Below are 20575 nucleotides of genomic sequence, written 5' to 3'. Positions count from 1 at the left end.
CACGCTGCTCCTCTGTTGTTGCCGCGATCCGGTCTGGGATCGCCCCACGCATGATCACCGTAATGCGCAGCCGCAAGGGGCGGTCAACCGGATATGGTGAGTCATGCAGACGCTGCGCACTCCGGATGACCGCTTTGTCGGCCTGCCGGAATTCCCTTACACCCCAAACTATTGCGAGCTCAGCGATGACGAGGGGGGCGTGCTGCGGGTGGCCTGGGTGTCCGCGGGTCCCGCCGACGCCGACCCGGTGCTGATGCTGCACGGCGAACCGTCCTGGTCCTATCTGTATCGCCGGATGATCCCGATCCTGACGGCCGCGGGTCACCGGGTGATCTGCCCGGATCTCGTCGGGTTCGGACGCTCGGACAAGCCGACCCGGCGCGAGGACCACAGCTATGCCCGCCACGTCGAATGGATGCGTGCGCTGGCGTTCGACGTGCTGGACCTCGACCGGGTGACGTTGGTCGGGCAGGACTGGGGCGGGCTGATCGGATTGCGGCTGGCCGCGGAACATCCGGAGCGGTTCAGCCGGATCGTGGTGGCCAACACCGGGCTGCCCACCGGCGACATTCCGATGCCCGAGATCTGGTGGCGTTTCCGGGAGGCGATCCAGGCGGCGCCCACCGTGGATGTCGGCTGGTTCGTGCAATCGGGCTGCCGTCGGCCGATGACCGACGAGGTTCGGGCCGGCTACGACGCACCGTTTCCCGACGACACCTACACCGCGGGCCCGCGGGCGATGCCGTCGCTGGTGCCGACCTCGCCGGACGACCCGGCCACGGTGGCCAACCGAGCGGCGTGGGCGACACTGTGCGCCAGCGCCACGCCGATGCTGGTCGCCTTCAGCGACGGCGACCCGATCACCGGTGCCATGGCACCGATCTTCGCCCGCGAGATGCGCGGCGCCCAGGGCATCGACCACCCGCAGATCCGCGACGCCGGGCACTTCCTTCAGGAGGATGCGGGCCAGGAGCTCGCCGAGCACATCGTGACGTTCCTGGGCGCGACTGTGGCCTAGATCACACCTCCACCCGCGACGTGGCACCCGTCACATACTTGCAGTAGACTGAAAACTTGCGTGTCCACGCAAGATAGGGCAGGTTTACCTTCGTGTCGGTGATCGGGCTGCGCGAGCGTAAGAAGGTCGCCACCAAGGTGGCGTTGGGGCGTGCCGCCGTGGAACTGACGATCGACCGCGGGCTCGACGCGACCACCGCGGAATCGATCGCCGAAGCCGCCGGCGTATCCACCCGGACCTTCCACAACTACTTCTCCAGCAAGGAAGATGCCGTCCTGTTCATACTGGACAAGTCGGTGCAAGACCTGGTCGACAGCTTCGCGCAGCGCAGTCCCGAAGAACCGGTGCTGGACTCGCTGGAAGCGACCGTGATCAGCTTCTTCGAATCCGCCGACGGTGTGGAGTGGATGGTCGCGGTGACCCGGCTGATGGCCGACCATCCGGCCCTGATCGCGCGCCACGTCGCGCTGTCCGACTCCAAGTCCGACGCGATCCTGGCCGAGATCGGCCGACGGTCGGGCACCGACCCCGACGTCGACCTGTTTCCGCGGCTGGCGTTTCACGCCAGCGGGGCGATCGCGCGGGCCGTCTTGGAGCTCTACATCAATGCCGGCCGTGACACCGCGCCACCCAGGCAGGTCCTGGTGGACGCGGTCCGGCAGGCCTACGCACAACTGCGCCGCGGTCTGCCGCAGCCATAGGGAGGTGAGCAACGTATGGATCGGGTGATGTTCCGAGTGCTCTCTCGGACGTGGATACCGTTGATCTTGGTGGTGGTTCTCGTCGTCGGCGGGTTCGCGGTGATGCGCATCCGCGGCATCTTCGGCTCGCACAAGCTGGAAACCTATGCCGGCAGCATGTCCGACGACGAGAACAATTCCGACCCCAAGAAGGTCACCTACGAGATCTTCGGTCCCCCCGGCACGATCGCCGACATCAACTACATCGACGAAGAAGGCCAGCCGCACCAGGTCAACGGGGCCGAGGTGCCGTGGTCGTTCACCATCGTCACCACCGCCCCGTCGATGGCCGGAAATATCCTGGCGCAGGGCAACAGCAACCTGTTGGGCTGCCGCATCACCGCGGACGGCGAAGTCAAAGCCGAGAGAACCTCGCACGAAGTGAACGCCTACACCTACTGCTTTGTTAAGTCCGCATGAGTATCTTGCCGCCCCGCACCGCCTACGCCACCGACTCCATTGCCCGGTGGATCCGCCGCTTGGCCGTACCGATCCTGCTCGCCTGGCTGGGGGTGGTGTTCCTGGTCAATACCGCGGTCCCGCCGCTGGAAGAAGTGGCCAAGGCCAACACCGTGTCGATGAGCCCCAAGGATGCACCGTCGGTGCAGGCCATGGAGCAAATGGGCAAGGTGTTCCAGGAATCTGATTCCGACAACGTCGCCATGATCGTGCTGGAAGGCGAACAGCCGCTCGGCGCCGAGGCGCACAAGTACTACAACGACCTGATGAAGCGGCTGGAAGCCGATACCAAACACGTCCAGCACATTCAGGATTTCTGGGGGGACCCGCTCACCGAGTCCGCCGCCCAAAGCAAGGACGGCAAGGCCGCCTACGTTCAGCTCAACCTCGCCGGCAACATGGGCGAATCGTTGGCGAACGAATCCGTCGAAGCGGTCCAGAAGATCGTCGACCAGTCCAAGCCGCCGGACGGAATCAAGCTGTACCTCACCGGGTTCGGACCGCTGCAGGCCGACGTGCAACATTCCGGCGACCGGACCATGGTCAAGATCACCGTGGTGACGTTCGCCGTGATCATCACCATGCTGTTGCTGGTCTACCGTTCCATCGTCACGGTGGTCGTCCTGCTGGTCATGGTGGGCCTGGAGCTGTCCGCCGCGCGCGGGATCGTGGCCATGCTCGGGCACTATCACGTCATCGGGCTGTCGACGTTCGCCACCAACCTGCTCACCTCGCTGGCGATCGCCGCAGGCACCGACTACGGCATCTTCCTGTTCGGTCGATACCAGGAAGCCCGCCAATCCGGTGAGGACCGGGAATCGGCCTACTACACGATGTTCCATGGAACATCGCACGTGATCCTGGGCTCCGGGCTCACCATCGCCGGCGCCACCTACTGTCTGAGCTTCACCCGGATGCCCTACTTCCAGACCCTCGGGGTGCCGTGCGCGGTGGGCATCATGGTGGGTGTCGCCGTCGCACTCACGTTGGGGCCGGCCGCGATCGCCGTCGGCGGCCGGTTCGGGCTGTTCGACCCCAAACGCAAGATGAGCACGCGCGGATGGCGCCGGGTGGCGACCATGATCGTCCGCTGGCCCCTTCCGGTGCTGGCCACCTCGGTGGGCGTGGCCATCGTCGGGTTGGCGGCGCTGCCCGGCTACACCCCCGACTACGACGACCGCAAGTTCGTCCCGCCAGACATTCCGGCCAACGAGGGATTCGCGGCCGCGGACCGGCACTTCAACACATCTCGGATGAATCCGGAGATGCTGCTGATCGAAACCGACCACGACATGCGTAATCCGTCGGACTTCCTGGTGATCAACAAGATCGCCAAGGCCGTGTTCCAGGTTCCCGGGATTTCACGCGTGCAGGCGATCACCCGGCCCCAAGGCACCCCGATCGAGCACACCTCGATCCCGTTCCTGATCAGCATGCAGGGCGTGGGCCAGCTGCAGAACATGAAGCTGATGAAGGACCGTATCGCCGAAATGCGAACGCAGGCCGACGATATGCAGACCACTCTGGATGGCATGAAGGAGATGCTCGAGGTCACCCGTGGCATGGCGGAAACCACCCACAGCATGGTCGGCAAGATGCACGGCATGGTCGTCGACGTGGAGGATCTGCGGAACAAGATCGCCAACTTCGACGACCAGTTCAGGCCGTTGCGCAACTACTTCTATTGGGAACCACACTGTTTCGACATCCCGATGTGCTTCGCGATCCGCTCGATCTTCGACGCCATGGACGGCATCGACCTGATGACCGAGGATATCCAGTCGATCCTGCCCGACATGGATCACCTCGATGAGTTGATCCCCCGGATGCTGACGATCATGCCGCCGATGATCGCCACCATGGAGAGCATGCGCACGATGATGCTGACCATGCACAGCACCATGTCCGGTATGTACAACCAGATGGACGAGATGAGCTCGGACGCAACGGCGATGGGCAAGGCGTTCGACGAGTCCAAGAACGACGACTCGTTCTATCTGCCGCCGGAAGTGTTCGACAACCCGGACTTCAAGCGCGGCCTCAAGATGTTCCTGTCTCCGGACGGCAAAGCCGTCCGGATGATCGTGTCGCACCGCGGCGACCCGATGAGCGCGGAGGGCATCGCCCACGTCAACCCGATCAAAGAGGCGGCGATCGAGGCGGTGAAGGGCACTCCGTTGGAGGACGCCACCATCTCGCTCGCGGGCACCGCCTCGACGTTCAAAGACATCAGCGAGGGCAACAAGTACGACCTGATGATCGCCGGGATCTCGGCGCTGTGCCTGATCTTCATGATCATGCTCGTCATCACCCGCAGCCTGGTCGCCGCGTTGGTCATCGTGGGCACGGTGGCATTGTCGCTGGGCGCCTCGTTCGGCCTTTCAGTGCTCGCATGGCAGTACGTGCTGGGCATCGAGCTGAACTGGATGGTGCTGGCGATGTCGGTCATCGTGCTGCTGGCAGTGGGATCTGACTACAACCTGCTGCTGGTGTCACGGTTCAAGGAGGAGATCCACGCCGGACTCAACACCGGCATCATCCGCGCCATGGGCGGCACCGGCAAGGTGGTGACCTCCGCGGGCTTGGTGTTCGCTTTCACCATGGCCTCGATGGCGGTCAGCGACCTGCGAGTCATCGCCCAGGTGGGCACCACCATCGGGCTGGGTCTGCTGTTCGACACGCTGGTGGTGCGCTCCTTTATGACGCCGTCGATCGCGGCGCTGCTGGGCCGCTGGTTCTGGTGGCCGATGAACGTACGGTCCAAGCCGGCACGCCAAGCACGAACGGGTGCAACGAGTTCCGATGACGCGGTGACCACCGAACTGCCGGTGTCGACGCAGTAGGGCGGATCGCGAGGGCAAACGGCAACTGCCGCCGGCCGGGTGCGGGTGCACCGGGCCGGCGGCAGTGGACGGGCCTTAGAACAAGCCGCCGAGCAGATCAACCAGCGGTGTGCTGGCGTCGAGGCCGCTGATACCGAGCGCGTCGCCCAGCATGGTGAGCAGCGTAGTGTCGGCGTCCAGGCCCATCAGGCTCGCGACCGCGTCACCGATGGTCTGGCTGCCGTTCACGCCGATGAAGCCCAGCACCATGTCGGCCAGCGACGTGTCGTCGGTCACGCCCAGCAGATCGTCGAAGGAGGTGCCGCCCAACGATCCGTCCAGGCCCAGCGCTGCGCCCACCGCGTCTGAGCCGAGGATGTCGTCCACCGTCGAGCTTTCGGTCAGGCCGAGGCTGGTCAAGTCATCCGCGGGAATGGTGAAGCCGAGCCACATCTGAAGGTCCTCGAGCGATATGCTGCCGAGGTCCAGACCGGTCCAGCTGATGAGGCCGTTGATCTCGCCCAGCATGCTGCCCAGGCTGTCGGTTCCTTCCAGCCCCGCATAGCCCAGCAGGGTTCCCACCGAGATGTCAGGAACCACCGAGCTCAGCAAGCTGTCCAGCGACGTGCTGCCCAGGCTGCCCAGCAGGCTGTCGACCGCACCGCCGACCGTCTCATCGGCGTCCAGCCCGACCAACCCCAATGCGGCGCCCACCGTCAGATCGCCGAGACCAAGCATGTCGAGGATGCTGCCGAGACCGCTGTCGGCGGTCAGTGCCACGTCCTGCACGGACACCGCGGGTACCGCCGGAGCGGCGACCAGCCCGGTGGCCAGTCCTGGGCCGACGACCACGGAACTGGCAATCATTGCGCTGGCGCCGAGCGTCAGCCATCGATGCCGGCCCACGGAAGTGGAGGTGTGGAGATCACCGCGGTGCAGCCGGATGGCGGAACGACGAGACATGATTGCGTCCTTCCCTAGACGGGGTTGAGCCTGTGAATTTCTCAGACGTTAATAATCTAGGGGTGATGCGGGTCACATGTCAATAACAAGTTGATGGTTCCGGAGGGGGCAATCCGGTGCGCGGTGTCGGAGAGTTTTCGCAGGCGGGTGGGATAGCAGGGTGGGTGACAGGGCGCGCCGAACCCGCATACGGTCGAGAAGTGCCGGAATTCGTTTCTGAGAGAAGCTTCAATCCAACGGATGGGCACTCTCAGGTGAGGGTCGGCCGACGGCCGGCGCTCACCGTACCGGCAGCGCCTCGACCAGATCCCGTTGCAGTTTCGGCGCCGGTGGCCGGGTGCGGACCCGCTGCGGCCACCAGAACCAGCGGCCGAGCCAGGCGGCGATGGACGGCGTCATGAACGACCGGATCACCAGGGTGTCCACCAGCAGGCCCAACCCGATGGTGGTGCCCACCTGTCCGATGATCCGCAGATCGCTGACCGCCATCACCATCATCGTGAACGCGAACACCAGACCCGCCGAGGTGACAACGGACCCACTGCCGCCCATGGCGCGGATGATGCCGGTGTTGAGGCCGGCGTGGATCTCCTCTTTGAGTCGCGCTACCAGCAGCAGGTTGTAGTCCGAGCCGACGGCCAGCAGGATGATGACCGACATCGCCAGCACCATCCAATGCAATTCGAGCCCGATGATGTGCTGCCAGATGAGTACCGACAGGCCGAACGACGTGCCCAGCGACAACAGCACGGTGCCGACGATCACCGCCGACGCGATGACGGCACGGGTGATGATCAGCATGATGATGAAAATCAGGCACAGCGAGGCGATCCCGGCGATCAGCAGATCCCACGCCGAGAGCCGGGCCATGTCGTTGAACACCGACGCGCTGCCGGCGAGATAAACCTTGGACCCCTCCAGCGGGGTGCCCTTGATGGCCTCGTGCACCGCGCGCTTGATCGGATCGATGTGCGCGATGCCTTCCGGCGACATCGGGTCGCCCTCATGGGAGATGATGAAACGCACCGCGTGCCCGTCGGGCGACAGGAATTGCTTGATGCCGCGTTTGAAGTCGGGATTGTCGAAGGCCTCCGGGGGCAGATAGAACGAGTCGTCGTTCTTGGACTCGTCGAACGCCTTCCCCAGGGCCGTCGCGTTGTCCATCTGCGCCGTGTTCTGATCCTGCAAACCCTTCTGGGTCTGATACATGGTCAGCATGTAGGTCTTCATATGCTTCATGGTTCGGATCATGTCGGGCATCAGCGCCACCATCTGCGGCATGAGCGTGTCGAGCCGCTCCATGTCCGGGATGATGCTCTGGATGTCCTCGGTCATCAGGTCGATGCCGTCCATCGCGTCGAAGATCGAGCGGATCGCGTTGCACATCGGGATGTCGAAACAGTGCGGTTCCCAATAGAAGTAGTTGCGCAGCGGACGGAACTGATCGTCGAAGTTGGCGATGTAGTCCCGCAACTGCGCCACGTCCACCGTCATGCTCTTCATCTTGGTGACCATGCTGTGGGTGGTGGCCGCCATCTGTTCGGTGATGCTCTGCATCTTTTCCATCGTGTCGACGGTCGTCTGCATGTCATCGGCCTGCTTGAGCATGTCGGCCATCATGTCCTGCTGATACTTCTCGTTCAGCTTCTGAGTCGTGCCCTGCATGCTGATCAGGAACGGGATCGAGGTGTGCTCGATCGGGGTGCCTTGGGGCCGGGTGATCGACTGCACCCGGGCCAGACCCGGAACTTCGAAGACCCGCTTGGCGATCCGGTTGATGACCAAGAAGTCGGCCGGATTGCGCATATCGTGATCGGTTTCGATCATCAGCAGTTCGGGGTTCATCCGGGCGGAGGAGAAGTGCCGGTCCGCCGCGCCATATCCCACGTTGGCCGGAATGTCCTTGGGTAGGTAGTGGCGGTTGTCGTAGTTGGTCCGGTAACCGGGCAGGGTCAGCAGCCCGACCAGACACACCGCGGTGGTGGCCACCAACACGGCCCCCGGCCACCGCGTCACCAGCGCGCCGACCTTGCGCCAGCCCCGAATCCGCATGGTCCGCTTGGGTTCCAGCAGACCGAACCGGCTGGCCACCGCGACCACCGCGGCGCCCATCGTGAGTGCGGCGAACACCACGACCGTCATCCCGATGGCCAACGGCAGCCCCAGCGATTGGAAATACGGCAGCCGGGTGAAACGCAGGCAGAACGTTGCACCGGCGATCGTCAGGCCCGAACCCAGAATCACATGGGCCGTCCCGTGATACATGGTGTAGAACGCCGACTCTTTGTCTTCGCCGACGCCGCGTGCTTCCTGATAGCGGCCGAGCAGGAAGATGGCGTAGTCGGTGGAGGCGGCAATGGCCAGTGTCACAAGCAGGTTCACCGCGAACGTCGACAGCCCGATGATGTTGTAGTAGCCCAGGAATGCGATCACGCCACGGGCCGCGGCCAACTCCATGAACACCATCACCAGCACCAGCAACACGGTGGCGATGGACCGGTAGACCAACAGCAGCATGACGATGATGACCAGGAACGTCAGCGAAGTGATCAGTTTCAGGCTGCGGTCACCGGCGAGGTGCTGATCGGCCGTCAGAGCAGCAGCCCCGGTCACGTAGGCCTTCACACCGTCGGGGCCGGGGATGCCGTCGACCGTGGCGCGCACCGCGTCGACGGACTCGTTGGCCAGCGTCTCGCCCTGGTTACCGGCCAGGTTGACCTGCACGTAGGCGGCCTTGCCGTCGGGACTTTGGGAGCCCGACGCCGTCAGCGGGTCACTCCAGAAGTCCTGGATGTGCTCGACGTGCTTGGTGTCTTCCCGCAGCTTGGCGACGAGCTTGTCGTAGAAGGCGTGGGCTTCGTCACCCAGCGGTTGGTCGCCTTCCAGCACGACCATCACCGAGCTGTCCGACTTGAATTCCTGGAACACGGCGCCGATGCGCTTCATCGCCTTCATCGACGGCGCATCGGTAGGGCTCATCGCGACCGCCCGCATCTCGCCAACCTTGTCCAGTTGGGGCACCGCGGTGTTGAGCAGCATGGTGAGCCCCACCCAGGCCAGGATGATCGGCACCGCCAGCCGGCGGATCCACTTCGGGATGCGGGCATGTACGGGGGGCTTGGCGACCTGAAGCACTTCGGTCGGGGCGTCGTGGGGGTGGTGGGTCATGCGGACTTCACCAGGCAGAAGGTTTGGGCGTGCACGCCGTCGGACGTCCTTTCATCCTTGACCACACCGTCGACGGTGATGCGGCAGCTGATGGTGCTGCCCGGACCTTGGGCGACGATGGTGGGGCTGACCGCCGGGTCCGTGGTCGAAAGGGTCAGCGACCACGGCAGGCTGACGGCGTCCTGACGCTGCGGCTGAGCGTCGAGGTCGAGGTAGTTGACATCGGCGATTTGGCCCGCCGAACCGAAGATCTCGTAAACCACGACTTTGGGGTGAAACGGCTTGGTGTCCTGATACACCTCGGTGGTGCCGGCGTGGGCGTTCGCGTCGCCGTAGCCGCGGATCCGATGCACCATGAAGATGCCGACGGCGACGACTGCGACAACGAGCAGCGGCAGCCACGCCCGCCTGGCAACGCGGAACATCCAAACCCCCAGCTCTTACCGTCGCTCTTACCGTCGCAATAGATTAGTTGATCAAAGTTCTTATTGCTACATCGCTCAGCGACTTTGTGACGCCGCCCACCCGGTGGCCTGCGATACGGACTAGGTCACTATTTTCGGTCGGTGTCGCGGCTGGGCTGAACCCGCTTGGGTTCGCCGGGCATCTTGGGGTAGTTCGGCGGGTACGGCAGGTCACCGAGCCCGCGCGCCTCGTCGGCGGCGACCATGTCCAGCAGTGGTTCGATCGACTGCTCGACCGCGTCCAGGGCGCGCCACGGGTCGTCGCGCCGGCGGATCAGGTCGGGCACGGTCGCGATGGTGTAGTCGTCGGGATCGGCGGTCGCCAGTTCGTCCCAACTCAGCGGCGTGGATACGGTCGCGATCGGGGTGCGCCGCACCGAGTACGCCGACGCCATCGTCCGGTCGCGGGCGTTCTGGTTGAAGTCGACGAAGATCCGCGCCCCCCGCTCCTCCTTCCACCAGCTGGTGGTCACCGCGTCGGGGGCACGCCGCTCCAGCTCTCGGGCCAGCGCGATGCCGGCCCGGCGAACCTGCACGAAGTCCCAGTCGGCCTTGATCCGCAGGTAGACGTGGACGCCGCGACCACCGGAGGTCTTCGGATAGCCGACCAGCCCGAGTTCGTCGAGTAGTGGGCGTAACACCTGCACGGCGACGGCGCGGGCCTCGGCGAACCCGGTTCCCGGCTGCGGGTCCAGATCCAGCCGCAACTCGTCGGGGTGTTCGGTGTCGGGGCAGCGCACCTGCCAGGGGTGCAATGTGATGGTGCCCATCTGTGCCGCCCAGATGATGGCGGCGGGGTGGTGCACCTTCAGTGCGTCGGCGGTGCGGCCGGACGGGAAGGTGATCCGGCAGGTCTCCAGGTAGTCGGGATGGTGCGGTGGGATCCGCTTCTGATAGATCTCCTCACCGTCGATGCCGTCGGGAAACCGTTGCAGATGGGTGGGCCGGTCGCGAAGTGCCGTCAGCATCGGTCCGCCCGCGACCGCGAGGTAGTAGTCGATGAGGCGGCGTTTGGTGCCGGCCGAGCCGAGTTGCGGGAAGTACACCTTGTCGGGGCTGGTGAGCCGCACGGTGATGCCGTCGACGTCGAGTTCTTCCGCGTTGCCGGCCGCCATCACGATTCCAAGACGTCGTAGAGGTCGTAGTTCAATGGGACGTCGAGCTGGGCGAAGGTGCAATCGCGCGGGTCGCGGTCGGGGCGCCAGCGCACGAAGCGCACCGTATGCCGGAAACGGATGCCTTCCATCTGGTCGTAGGCGACCTCGGCCACCTTGTCCGGCTGGATCGGGACCCAACGCTTGTCGGCGGCGGAGTTCCAGCGGCTGGCCTCACCGTCGTAGACCACGTCGTCACCGATGCGCAGCGGCTCGACGTCGGCCAGCAGCTTGAGCCGGTCTTTGACGGTGAACGAGGCGGCCCCGCCGACCATCTGCAGCTCACCGGCGTCGGAATACAGACCCAACAGCAGGGATCCGACCCCTTCGCCGCTCTTGTGGATGCGGTAGCCCAGCACCACGCAGTCGGCGTCGCGATGGTGTTTGACCTTCACCATTTCGCGTTTGCCGGGCAGATAACTCCCGTCGAGGCGCTTGGCGATCACGCCGTCGAGTCCGGCGCCCTCGAAGGTGGTCAGCCAGTGCGCTCCCAGCTTCGGGTTCTCGGTTGCCCCGGTGACATGGCACCACTGACCGCCGACGACCAGTTGCGAGAGTGCCTCGCGGCGCGCGTGGAACGGCTCGTTCAGCAGTGACGTCGAGGAGGTGGCCAGCGCGTCGAAACCGATGAAGTGTGCCGGGGTTTGCTCGGCGAGCATCGCCACCCGGCTGGCCGCCGGATGGATGCGTTGGCTCAGCGACTCCCAGTCCAACCGGATGCGGCCGTCGACCTTGCGCGGGACGACGACCTCCCCGTCGAGCACGCAGCGCGGTGCCACCTCGGTCCGCAACGCCGTCAGCAGTTCGGGGAAGTAGCGTCCCAGCTCCTTGCCGTTGCGGGATTGCAGGACCACGTCGTCACCGTCGCGAAACACCAGCGCCCGGAATCCGTCCCACTTCGGCTCATAGGACCAGGCCCCGGTCTCGTCGGGGACCCGGTCGGCCGCCTTGGCCAGCATCGGCGAGACCGGCGGCTGTACGGGCAGATCCACGCGTCCATTCTGGCCGATGGAGGCCCTTCCAGCGCGACGGACGAGACGAAACGATATGCTTAGTCTATGAAACTAAAAAGCGCGTTGATAGCTACCGCGGTTGCCGGGGCGCTTGGTTTCGGTGCGATCGGGTTCGGGGCCGGCGAAGCGCAGGCCAAGCCGTTGTACCCGAACCCGCCGGTTCCCGGGCCCGGCCACGGCGAGATCGTGCCGCCGGGGCAGGTCGCGCACCTGCCGTTCGTCCCGCCGCCGGGCCATTGGAGCAAGCCCTGGCGGTAGGTCCGCCGATCAGCTGGGCTCGTCGGGCGCCGACGATTTCGTCGAGCTACGACGATTCACTTTGCTCGACGGGCGGCGGTTCTTCAGTCGGCCGGTCTTGGCCGGCGCGTCCTCGGAGCTGATTTCCGTGGTTTCGGCCGTGTCCTCGGTGTCCTCGGCATCCTCGGACTCGGCCGTTGCCTCGGCGTCCGCGGTTTCTGTCGCTTCCTCGGCCGCTTCGGCTTCTTCGGCGTCTTGCGTGTCCTCGGCCGTTTCGCCGTCGGCGGCTTCCTCGTCGTCCTTGCGGCCGCGCCGGCTCTGCTTGGGCTTCTTGGGTTTCTTGGGTTTCAGCGGAGTCGGCGGCGGGGGCGGCAGCTCGGCGACAAACGACAGGTAGAACGCGCTGATCCCGAGCAGCGCGACCGCGGCGGCCGCGCCGTAGATCCCGAACAGCCACTGACCGACATTGTCCAGCGACAGCCAGATCTCACTGATCGCCGCACCGGCGATCAGCAGCCCGGCCAACACATGGCCCACGATCGAGACGACCCGCAGCGTCAGCGCCAGCTGTGGGGTGCCGAACTCCGGCTGACGGCTCCGCAGCCAGGTGAACACCACCGGCAACGCGGCCAGACCGACCAGCGCCGCCGCCACGATCCGCAGGGCGGTCCCCAGCGTGTGCGGGGTCTCGTCGGTCAGCTCCCACCAGCGCGGCAACACGAACAGGAAGTACAGGACAGCGGCGATGACCGAGAACGACGCGTGCCACACAATGGCGACCGTGCGCCCCATAGTTCTCCTCGTGATCGTCGGCGCTTGATTGATCCGGGGTGTGACCCGACCTGGGCATCAGGCCTGGTCACACCCCGGACCGCGTGCGGAGGATGCGGGATTTGAACCCGCGAGGGCTATTAACCCAACCCGCGTTCCAGGCGAGCGCCATAGGCCACTAGGCGAATCCTCCGCTGGCAATGGTAGCGGAGTCGGCTCGGACGGCTAACCGTCGTCGCATCCTCGGGTACTACACTCGCCGATGGACCCCGCGCGGCGTCCATCCTGTGAACTCCCCCAGGGCCGGAAGGCAGCAAGGGTCAATGGGCTCTGGCGGGTGCGCGGGGTCCCCTAATATTCGGAGCCCGCGTGCGGTCCGGTCCTGCTGCCATCACTCGCGGCGTTCGACGGTGAAAGGCCCATGGTGTCCTACAGCACCCTCAGCCCCGCGGAGCTCGCCGCTCAGCATGCTCTCCACCAGCGCGAATACGCGGATCTGCAGATCAAGAAGCTGGCGCTGGACCTGACCCGCGGCAAGCCGTCACCCCAGCAGCTGGACCTGTCCAACGCGCTGCTGGGTCTGCCCGGGACGGAGGATTACCGGGACGGCGACGGCACCGACACCCGCAACTACGGCGGCGGTCACGGCCTGCCCGAGATTCGGGCCATCTTCGGCGAGCTGCTGTCCATCCCGGTGCCCAACCTGATCGCCGGCAACAACGCCAGCCTGGAGATGATGCACGACGCCGTCGTCTTCTCGATGCTGCACGGCGGGGTGGACTCTCCGCGGCCGTGGGCCCAGGAGCCGGTGGTGAAGTTCTTGTGCCCGGTTCCCGGCTATGACCGGCACTTCGCCATCACCGAGACGATGGGCGTCGAGATGGTGCCGGTCCCGACCTACGACGACGGCCCCGACGTCGATCTGATCGAGGAACTGGTCGCCGCTGATCCCGCCATCAAGGGCATGTGGTGCGTCCCGGTGTTCGCCAACCCGACCGGGGTCACCTATTCGTGGGAGACGGTGCGTCGGCTGGTGCAGATGCGCACCGCGGCCAGCGATTTCCGGCTGTTCTGGGACAACGCCTACGCGGTGCACACCCTGACGTTGGACTTCCCGCGCCAGGTTGATGTGCTCGGATTGGCCGCCAAAGCCGGCAACCCGAACCGGCCCTACGTGTTCGCTTCCACCTCGAAGATCACGTTCGCCGGGGCCGGTGTCAGCTTCTTCGGCGGATCACTGGGCAACATCGCCTGGTATCTGCAGTACGCGGGGAAGAAGTCGATCGGCCCGGACAAGGTCAACCAGCTGCGCCACCTGCGTTTCTTCGGGGATGCCGACGGGGTGCGCCTGCAGATGCGCCGCCACCAGCAGCTGCTGGCACCGAAATTCGCGACGGCCCTCGAGATCCTGGAACGCCGGCTGGGGGAGTCCAAGATCGCGTCGTGGACCGAACCCAAGGGCGGCTACTTCATCAGCCTCGACGTGTTGCCGGGCACCGCGCGGCGCACCGTCGCGCTGGCCAAGGACGCCGGGATCGCGGTCACCGAGGCGGGGGCGTCGTTCCCGTACCGCAAGGACCCCGACGACAAGAACATCCGCATCGCGCCCAGCTTCCCGTCGCTGCCCGAGCTGCGGGACGCGATCGACGGGCTGGCGACCTGCGCGCTGCTGGCCGGCACCGAGGCCATGCTCAACGCCTGAGCGCCCAACGTTTTTCCTCGAGTGTGAACTGGTGGCGGTGAATCGGCCGGCATCGCGCCCTGTGTTCACACTCGGCGCCCAGCGAGATGTCTGTCGCCGCCCGTCGGTAGCCTGCTGAGGTGGCCCTCTACCGCAAGTATCGACCGGCGACGTTCGCCGAAGTGGTGGGGCAGGAGCATGTCACCGACCCGCTGTGCACGGCGTTGGCGGCCGGACGGGTCAACCACGCCTACCTGTTCTCCGGCCCGCGCGGCTGCGGCAAGACGTCGTCGGCGCGCATCCTGGCCCGCTCGCTGAACTGCGAGCAGGGCCCCACGGCCACCCCGTGCGGCGAGTGCCCGTCGTGCGTGGCCCTGGCACCCAACGGGCCGGGCAACGTCGACGTCGTCGAACTCGACGCCGCCAGCCACGGCGGTGTCGACGACACCCGCGAGCTGCGAGACCGCGCGTTCTACGCCCCCGCCCAGTCGCGCTATCGGATCTTCATCATCGACGAGGCGCACATGGTGACCACCGCCGGTTTCAACGCACTGCTCAAAATCGTCGAGGAGCCACCCGAGCATCTGATCTTCGTGTTCGCCACCACCGAGCCGGAGAAGGTGCTGCCGACCATCCGGTCGCGTACCCACCACTACCCGTTCCGGTTGCTGGCGCCGCGCACCATGCGTGCCTTGATCCAGCGGATCTGCGACCAGGAAGCCGTCAACGTCGACGATGCGGTGTACCCGCTGGTGATCCGGGCCGGCGGCGGATCACCCCGCGACACCCTGTCGGTGCTCGACCAGCTGCTGGCCGGCGCCGAGGCCGACCGGGTCACCTACCAGCGGGCGCTCGGGCTGCTGGGGGCCACCGACATCGCGTTGATCGACGACACCGTTGACGCGCTGGCCGCCGGTGATTCCGCGGCATTGTTCGGTGCGGTGGAGTCGGTGATCGACGCCGGACACGATCCGCGCCGATTCGCGCTCGACCTGCTGGAAAGATTCCGCGATCTCATTGTGCTGCAAGCGGTTCCCGACGCGGTCGCCAAGGGTGTGGTGGACGCGCCCGAAGACGTGCTGGACCGGATGCGCGAGCAGGCCGCACGGCTGGGGACCGCGACGCTGACCCGCTACGCCGAGGTGGTGCAGGCCGGGCTGGGCGAGATGCGCGGGGCCACCGCCCCGCGGCTACTGCTGGAAGTGGTCTGCGCGCGACTGCTGCTGCCCTCGGCCAGTGACTCCGAAGCCGCGCTGCTGCAACGCATCGAGCGGATCGAGGGCCGGCTGGACATGTCGCTGCCGACGGGCTCCGCGCCGCGTGAGCGTTCGTCGCCCCCGGCGGGTCCGGAGCCGCCGGCTCCCTCCTCACGTGAACGCTCGTCGCCTCCGGAGGGGCGCCAGTTCGCCCGACGGTCGGCGTCTAACGCCACCGAACCCTCCGCACCGCCCGCGCCCGAACCCGTTGCGCCTCAACCGGTCACACCCGCGGCGGTGCAGCCAGAACCTGCCCCCGCGCCGCCGCCGGAGCAGCCCGCCGCACCCGTGCCCGCAGCGCCGGCCCCCACGGTCCCCGGGGAACCGGATGCGGCCGCGGTACGCACCATGTGGCCGACGGTGCGCGACAAGGTGCGCCAACGTAGCCGCACCACCGAGGTCATGTTGGCCGGCGCCACCGTGCACGCGGTCGAAGGCAACACGCTGGTGTTGACCCACGAATCGGCCCCACTGGCCAAACGGCTCTGCGAACAGCGCAATACCGACGTCATCGTCGACGCACTCAAAGACGCTCTCGGGGTGAACTGGCGGGTTCGCTGCGACGCCGGCTCGCCGTCGGCCGCCGGCGTGGCGCCGGCTGCCGCGGCGGCGGCACCGGTGAATCCCACGCAGAGTGCCGACGAAGAAGCCATGCTGGCCGAGGCGGAAGCCGAGCGCGGTGACCCGTCGGCACCTCGCCGCGACCCCGAAGAGGTCGCGCTGGAACTGCTGCAAAACGAGCTGGGTGCCCGCCCTATCGACAACGGCTAGGGAGCTGCAATGAAGCAGACGACCACCTGCGCGATCATCGGAGGCGGTCCCGCCGGGATGATCCTGGGGCTGCTTCTGGCGCGTGCCGGCGTGCAGGTCACCGTGATGGAGAAGCACGGCGACTTCCTGCGCGACTTCCGCGGCGACACCGTGCATCCCACCACGCTTCGGCTGCTCGACGAGCTGGGTTTGTGGGAGCGTTTCGCGAAACTGCCCTACAGCGAAATCCGGCAGGGGCGGCTGGAGTTCGGCGGGCGGTCGGCGACCTTCGTCGACTTCGAGCGGCTGCGCCAGCCGCACCCGTTCGTCGCGATGGTGCCGCAGTGGGATCTGCTGGACCTGCTCGCCGAGGCGGCCCGCGCCGAACCGAGCTTCACGCTGCGGATGAACACCGAAGTCACCGGATTGCTGACGGAGTCCGATCGGATAACCGGTGTGCGCTACCGAGATTGCGACGGCGCGGGTGAACTGCGGGCCGAGCTGACCGTGGCCTGCGACGGCCGGTGGTCGATCGCGCGAGGGGTGGCGGGGCTGAAGGCCCGCGAGTTCCCGGTGAACTTCGACGTCTGGTGGTTTCGGCTGCCGCGAACCGGCGCCGCCGAATTCACCCTGGTGCCTCGCATCGCGCGGGGCAAGGCCGCCATCCTGATCCCGCGCCAGGGCTATTTCCAGGTCGCATACCTCGGCGCCAAGGGCGGCGACGCCCAGCTGCGACAGCGAGGCGTGCAGGCGTTTCGTCGCGATGTCGCCGACCTCATCCCGGAAGCGGCGGACACGGTGACGGCGCTGGAGTCGATGGATGACGTCAAACACCTTGACGTGCGGGTCAATCGGCTGCGGCGCTGGCACACCGAGGGCTTGCTGTGCATCGGCGATGCCGCGCACGCGATGTCGCCGGTGGGCGGCGTCGGCATCAATCTGGCGGTCCAGGACGCGGTCGCGGCCGCGACGTTGCTCGCCGAACCGCTGCGACGGCACCGGGTCAGCGTTCGTGATCTGGCGGCGGTGCGTCGGCGCCGGGCGCTGCCCACCGCGGTGACCCAAGCGGTGCAGCGCATCCTGCACCGCCAGCTGCTCGGTCCGCTGCTGCGCGGCGCGGACTTCACCCCGCCGCCGGCGCTGTTCGCCGTGATGCAACGACTGCCGTGGCTGTCGGCGCTGCCCGCCTACTTCGTAGGGGTCGGCGTTCGCCCGGAACGTGCGCCCGCGTTCGCCCGCCGTTAGCTGATGGCGGTGACCCGCTGCACCCGGCTTCGCCGCGCTTGCGATCACCGCTAGGGCTGATGGCGGTGACCCGCTGCACCCGGCTTCGCCGCGCTTGCGATCACCGCTATGGCTGCCACCAGGGCCGCAGCGGCAGTCCGCCGTCACCGCCGTCGGCGCCGGTGTTGACCGCCAACACCTGGTGCAGCTGAATCGCGTTCTGCTCGAAGCCGACCCGCGAACCGGCCATGTACAAACCCCAGACTTTGGCCGTGGCCAACCCCACCTCGGCGACGGCTTCTTCCCAGTGGTCAACCAGATTGCGGCACCAGTCACGCAACGTCAGCTCGTAGTGGTGGCGGATGTTCTCGTCGTGCAACACCTCCAGCCCGGCATCCTGGATCGCGGTGATGATCCGGCCCGAACCGGTCAGCTCCCCGTCGGGGAAGACGTAGCGGTCGATGAAACTGCCGGCGCTGTAGGCGGACTTGTTGTCGTGACGGGTGATGCAGTGGTTGAGCAGCAGGCCGCCGTGGCGCAGCTTCGACTTCAGGAAACCGAAGTACCCAGGATAGTTCGCCACCCCGATGTGCTCGGTAAGCCCGATCGACGAGACGGCGTCAAACCCCGTCTCGGTGACGTCGCGGTAGTCGCCGTGCCGCACCTCGGCCAGCGCCGAGAGTCCGTCGGCCTCAATGGCACGGGACGCCCACTCCGCCTGCTCGGCGGACAGCGTCGCCCCGATGGCACGCACGCCGTGGCGAGCGGCGTAACGCACCATGCCGCCCCAGCCGCAGCCCACATCGAGCAGCCGGTCGCCGGGCTGCAGCCGCAACTTGTCGAAGACCAACCGGTACTTGTTCTCCTGCGCCTCTTCCAGACTCGCGTCAGGGGCCGGATACACCGCGCACGTGTAGGTCATCGACGGTCCCAGCACCCATTCGTAGAAGGTGTTCGACACGTCGTAGTGATGGTGGATGGCATCGGCGTCGCGGGTCCTGGAATGCCGGAGGCCCTCGGCGATACGCCGCCAGCGGGGTGGGGTTTCCTGCGGCGGCGGTGCGATGGGCACCAGATGCTCAAGGCCGATCGATCGGATGATGTTGGCCAGCATCCGGGCCGGCGGCAGCTTGAAGTGCAGGTTGTCGGTCAGCGTCCGCAGCAGCCGGTAGGGATCGCCCGGGTGCACGCCGTGCATCTCGAGGTCACCGGAGACATAGGCGCGCGCCAAGCCCAGGTCGCCGGGCGCGGTGGCCAGGTAGGTGGTGCCGCGCGAGGTGAGCAGATCCAGCCCCAGCTCGGCGTCGTCGGGTCCGGCACTGCTGCCGTCGTAGGCGGTGAACTTCAACGGCAGCCGACCGTCGGCGGCACACATCTCCAAGATGTGCGCCAGGGGCAGTTTGCCGGTATCGGTGTGGGAATGTTCCCGGAAGGTGGTCATCGCCGCTGCACCGCCTTTCCGTAGAGATCCAGGAGCCGCGAATCGGGGTCGTAGCACTTCTTGACTGCCTTGTACGTTTCCCCGCCGTAGCGCTCGTCAAACTCCTCCCGGCTGTAATAGGAGTCCGAGTACAGCGACTTGTGTCCGCCCAGCTCGTCGACGGTCGTTTCGATCAACCGGTTCGTCGCACCCGCGGTCGGCCCTGCCGGCACCGACGACCAGAAGCCGACGTTGACGTAGCTGCGGCCGGGCCGGATCGGATACAGCGGCCAGGGTTCGGGGTCGCGCAGCCGCAGCGGGCACAGCCAGATCGGTGTGATGGGCACGGTGCGCAGGAACCATTCCAGGAATTCGGCGGAGCGTTCGATGGGCAGTTCGATGTCCTGCACCACGCGTTCGCGCGGCGGCCGACCGTGCCGCGCCTCGATCCGGTCGGCGATGTGGAAGCGCCGGTCATAGGCGATCAGCTTCGAGTAGACGCTGCTGCGCTTGAGCCGGCGCGGCCAGAACCGCCGCAGCCGCGGATTCTGTACACCGAAGGCGGCCGAACACCAGAACCAGTCGGTGTCCCAGCGCCACAGATAGTCATGGATGGTCAGCCGGTCGTCGGTGACACCGGCTTCGTGCTGGATCGAGCGGTAATAGATCCGCCGGCCGGTGTAGTCGCTGACCGGGCCTGACCGGCTGGTCTGCGCGCCCACGCACAGGTACGTTTCGCCGGCGCCGAACACCACGGCGTCCAGGTAGTCGACCGTGACGCCGTCGAACCCGCCGGTGTCGATGATGCGCTCCATGCACTGAAGCAGGTCGCGCACCGACGTGAACCGGATATGGCGCAGCGCAACGAACGGTTTGACGGCTTCCAGCTCGATGCGCAGCCTGGTCGAATAGCCCAGGGTTCCGTAGGAGTTCGGGAAGGCGCGAAACAGGTCCGGGTGCTGCTCACGCGATATGGTCAGCAGCTCGCCGGCGCCGGTCAGCACGTCCATCTCCAGCACCGATTCATGCGGCAGACCGTTGCGGAACGACGCCGATTCGATGCCCAGCCCGGTGACGGCGCCGCCGAGGGTGATGGTTTTCAGCTGCGGCACCACCAGCGGTGACAATCCGTAGGGCAGCGTCGCCGCCACCAGATGCTCGTAGGTGCACATGCCGGCGACATCGGCGGTGCGGGCATCGGGGTCGACCGAGATGACCCCGGTCAGCCCGGAGGTGTCCAGTCCCGGCGCGTCGGGTGTCGAACGAGCCCGAAACAGGTTCGAGGTGGGTTTGGCCAACCGCACCGACGCCGTCGCGGGGACGGATCGGTAGCTCTCCAGCAGACGCTGGACTCCCGCGGCGTGCGATGCGGACGGGCCACCTGCACGAACAGCCACTACATATACGCTAGTCCGCGATAGCAGCCGGTGCACGG

Annotated in this window: 16 protein-coding genes, 1 tRNA gene and 1 other RNA gene; 9 read left to right on the top strand and 9 right to left on the bottom strand. The window is 66.4% G+C overall.

The annotated features are described in order from the left end of the window. The first annotated feature begins 103 nt into the window (after nucleotides 1–103). From AC5Y36_RS16425 to AC5Y36_RS16410, 4 genes are all read left to right on the top strand, one after another. Complete coding sequence (locus AC5Y36_RS16425; RefSeq protein WP_500041994.1) at nucleotides 104–1018, top strand: haloalkane dehalogenase; 915 nt, start codon at nucleotides 104–106, stop codon at nucleotides 1016–1018. Between the two features lie 98 nt (nucleotides 1019–1116). After that, complete coding sequence (locus tag AC5Y36_RS16420; RefSeq protein ID WP_500041993.1) at nucleotides 1117–1719, top strand: TetR/AcrR family transcriptional regulator; 603 nt, start codon at nucleotides 1117–1119, stop codon at nucleotides 1717–1719. Between the two features lie 15 nt (nucleotides 1720–1734). Continuing rightward, a complete protein-coding gene (locus AC5Y36_RS16415) occupies nucleotides 1735–2178 on the top strand; it encodes an MmpS family transport accessory protein (protein WP_500041992.1) in 444 nt (147 codons plus the stop codon). Further along, on the top strand, nucleotides 2175–5060 hold the full coding sequence (locus AC5Y36_RS16410; RefSeq protein WP_500041991.1) for an MMPL/RND family transporter: 2886 nt from the start codon (nucleotides 2175–2177) through the stop codon (nucleotides 5058–5060). The genes AC5Y36_RS16415 and AC5Y36_RS16410 overlap by 4 nt, the downstream gene beginning before the upstream one ends. Before the next feature lie 75 nt (nucleotides 5061–5135). Here the strand turns inward: AC5Y36_RS16410 and AC5Y36_RS16405 are convergent, their stop codons facing one another. The 5 genes from AC5Y36_RS16405 to AC5Y36_RS16385 all read right to left on the bottom strand — a co-directional run bounded on the left by AC5Y36_RS16405 (nucleotide 5136) and on the right by AC5Y36_RS16385 (nucleotide 11780). Beyond that, entirely contained in the window at nucleotides 5136–6002 is an 867-nt protein-coding gene (locus tag AC5Y36_RS16405) for a hypothetical protein (RefSeq protein WP_500041990.1), read from the bottom strand. Nucleotides 6003–6281: 279 nt separating this feature from the next. Further along, complete coding sequence (locus tag AC5Y36_RS16400) at nucleotides 6282–9170, bottom strand: MMPL/RND family transporter (RefSeq protein WP_500041989.1); 2889 nt, start codon at nucleotides 9168–9170, stop codon at nucleotides 6282–6284. Then, nucleotides 9167–9595 carry an MmpS family transport accessory protein gene (locus AC5Y36_RS16395; protein WP_500041988.1) on the bottom strand — a complete coding sequence of 143 codons (429 nt, stop codon included), beginning with the start codon at nucleotides 9593–9595 and terminating at the stop codon, nucleotides 9167–9169. Before AC5Y36_RS16395 ends, AC5Y36_RS16400 begins: the two co-directional genes overlap by 4 nt. Nucleotides 9596–9723: 128 nt before the next feature. Further along, a complete protein-coding gene (ligD, locus tag AC5Y36_RS16390) occupies nucleotides 9724–10749 on the bottom strand; it encodes a non-homologous end-joining DNA ligase (protein ID WP_500041987.1) in 1026 nt (341 codons plus the stop codon). Beyond that, on the bottom strand, nucleotides 10749–11780 hold the full coding sequence (locus tag AC5Y36_RS16385; protein WP_500041986.1) for an ATP-dependent DNA ligase: 1032 nt from the start codon (nucleotides 11778–11780) through the stop codon (nucleotides 10749–10751). Before AC5Y36_RS16385 ends, ligD begins: the two co-directional genes overlap by 1 nt. 66 nt (nucleotides 11781–11846) lie before the next feature. Between AC5Y36_RS16385 and AC5Y36_RS16380 the strand changes: the two genes are divergently transcribed. Then, a complete protein-coding gene (locus tag AC5Y36_RS16380) occupies nucleotides 11847–12059 on the top strand; it encodes a hypothetical protein (protein ID WP_500041985.1) in 213 nt (70 codons plus the stop codon). 9 nt (nucleotides 12060–12068) lie between these two features. On the opposite strand, the gene lucA is transcribed toward AC5Y36_RS16380, so the two are convergent. After that, nucleotides 12069–12830, bottom strand: a complete 762-nt coding sequence (lucA, locus tag AC5Y36_RS16375) for a lipid uptake coordinator LucA (RefSeq protein ID WP_500041984.1) — start codon at nucleotides 12828–12830, stop codon at nucleotides 12069–12071. Nucleotides 12831–12916: 86 nt separating this feature from the next. Then, nucleotides 12917–13002: transfer RNA gene (locus tag AC5Y36_RS16370), tRNA-Ser, on the bottom strand. 68 nt (nucleotides 13003–13070) lie between these two features. On the opposite strand from AC5Y36_RS16370, the gene ffs reads away from it, so the two are divergent. From ffs to AC5Y36_RS16350, 4 genes are all read left to right on the top strand, one after another. Beyond that, an RNA gene (ffs, locus tag AC5Y36_RS16365) (signal recognition particle sRNA small type) lies at nucleotides 13071–13165 on the top strand. Nucleotides 13166–13233: 68 nt separating this feature from the next. Further along, entirely contained in the window at nucleotides 13234–14511 is a 1278-nt protein-coding gene (locus tag AC5Y36_RS16360; protein ID WP_500042030.1) for an aspartate aminotransferase type Ic, read from the top strand. Between the two features lie 119 nt (nucleotides 14512–14630). After that, the gene (locus tag AC5Y36_RS16355; RefSeq protein WP_500041983.1) at nucleotides 14631–16517 is read left to right on the top strand and encodes a DNA polymerase III subunits gamma/tau; all 1887 of its coding nucleotides are present in this window, start codon (nucleotides 14631–14633) and stop codon (nucleotides 16515–16517) included. A gap of 9 nt (nucleotides 16518–16526) precedes the next feature. After that, nucleotides 16527–17741, top strand: coding sequence for an FAD-dependent oxidoreductase (locus AC5Y36_RS16350; RefSeq protein ID WP_500041982.1), 1215 nt, complete (start codon nucleotides 16527–16529; stop codon nucleotides 17739–17741). 106 nt (nucleotides 17742–17847) lie between these two features. On the opposite strand, the gene AC5Y36_RS16345 is transcribed toward AC5Y36_RS16350, so the two are convergent. Both AC5Y36_RS16345 and AC5Y36_RS16340 read right to left on the bottom strand, forming a co-directional pair. Then, nucleotides 17848–19161 carry a class I SAM-dependent methyltransferase gene (locus tag AC5Y36_RS16345; RefSeq protein ID WP_500041981.1) on the bottom strand — a complete coding sequence of 438 codons (1314 nt, stop codon included), beginning with the start codon at nucleotides 19159–19161 and terminating at the stop codon, nucleotides 17848–17850. Then, entirely contained in the window at nucleotides 19158–20537 is a 1380-nt protein-coding gene (locus tag AC5Y36_RS16340) for an FAD-binding oxidoreductase (protein WP_500041980.1), read from the bottom strand. The genes AC5Y36_RS16345 and AC5Y36_RS16340 overlap by 4 nt, the downstream gene beginning before the upstream one ends. Nucleotides 20538–20575: the final 38 nt, after the last annotated feature.

Source organism: Mycobacterium sp. NGS50, assembly GCF_059812545.1.
This window is presented reverse-complemented; position numbering and strand designations above follow the sequence as displayed.

Coding starts and splice junctions, on each gene's coding strand:
- AC5Y36_RS16415 (WP_500041992.1), top strand. CDS start 1,735: ATGGATCGGGTGATGTTCCGAGTGCTCTCTCGGACGTGGATACCGTTG.
- AC5Y36_RS16395 (WP_500041988.1), bottom strand. CDS start 9,595: ATGTTCCGCGTTGCCAGGCGGGCGTGGCTGCCGCTGCTCGTTGTCGCA.
- AC5Y36_RS16350 (WP_500041982.1), top strand. CDS start 16,527: ATGAAGCAGACGACCACCTGCGCGATCATCGGAGGCGGTCCCGCCGGG.
- AC5Y36_RS16425 (WP_500041994.1), top strand. CDS start 104: ATGCAGACGCTGCGCACTCCGGATGACCGCTTTGTCGGCCTGCCGGAA.
- AC5Y36_RS16400 (WP_500041989.1), bottom strand. CDS start 9,170: ATGACCCACCACCCCCACGACGCCCCGACCGAAGTGCTTCAGGTCGCC.
- lucA (WP_500041984.1), bottom strand. CDS start 12,830: ATGGGGCGCACGGTCGCCATTGTGTGGCACGCGTCGTTCTCGGTCATC.
- AC5Y36_RS16345 (WP_500041981.1), bottom strand. CDS start 19,161: ATGACCACCTTCCGGGAACATTCCCACACCGATACCGGCAAACTGCCC.
- AC5Y36_RS16410 (WP_500041991.1), top strand. CDS start 2,175: ATGAGTATCTTGCCGCCCCGCACCGCCTACGCCACCGACTCCATTGCC.
- ligD (WP_500041987.1), bottom strand. CDS start 10,749: ATGGCGGCCGGCAACGCGGAAGAACTCGACGTCGACGGCATCACCGTG.
- AC5Y36_RS16405 (WP_500041990.1), bottom strand. CDS start 6,002: ATGTCTCGTCGTTCCGCCATCCGGCTGCACCGCGGTGATCTCCACACC.
- AC5Y36_RS16380 (WP_500041985.1), top strand. CDS start 11,847: ATGAAACTAAAAAGCGCGTTGATAGCTACCGCGGTTGCCGGGGCGCTT.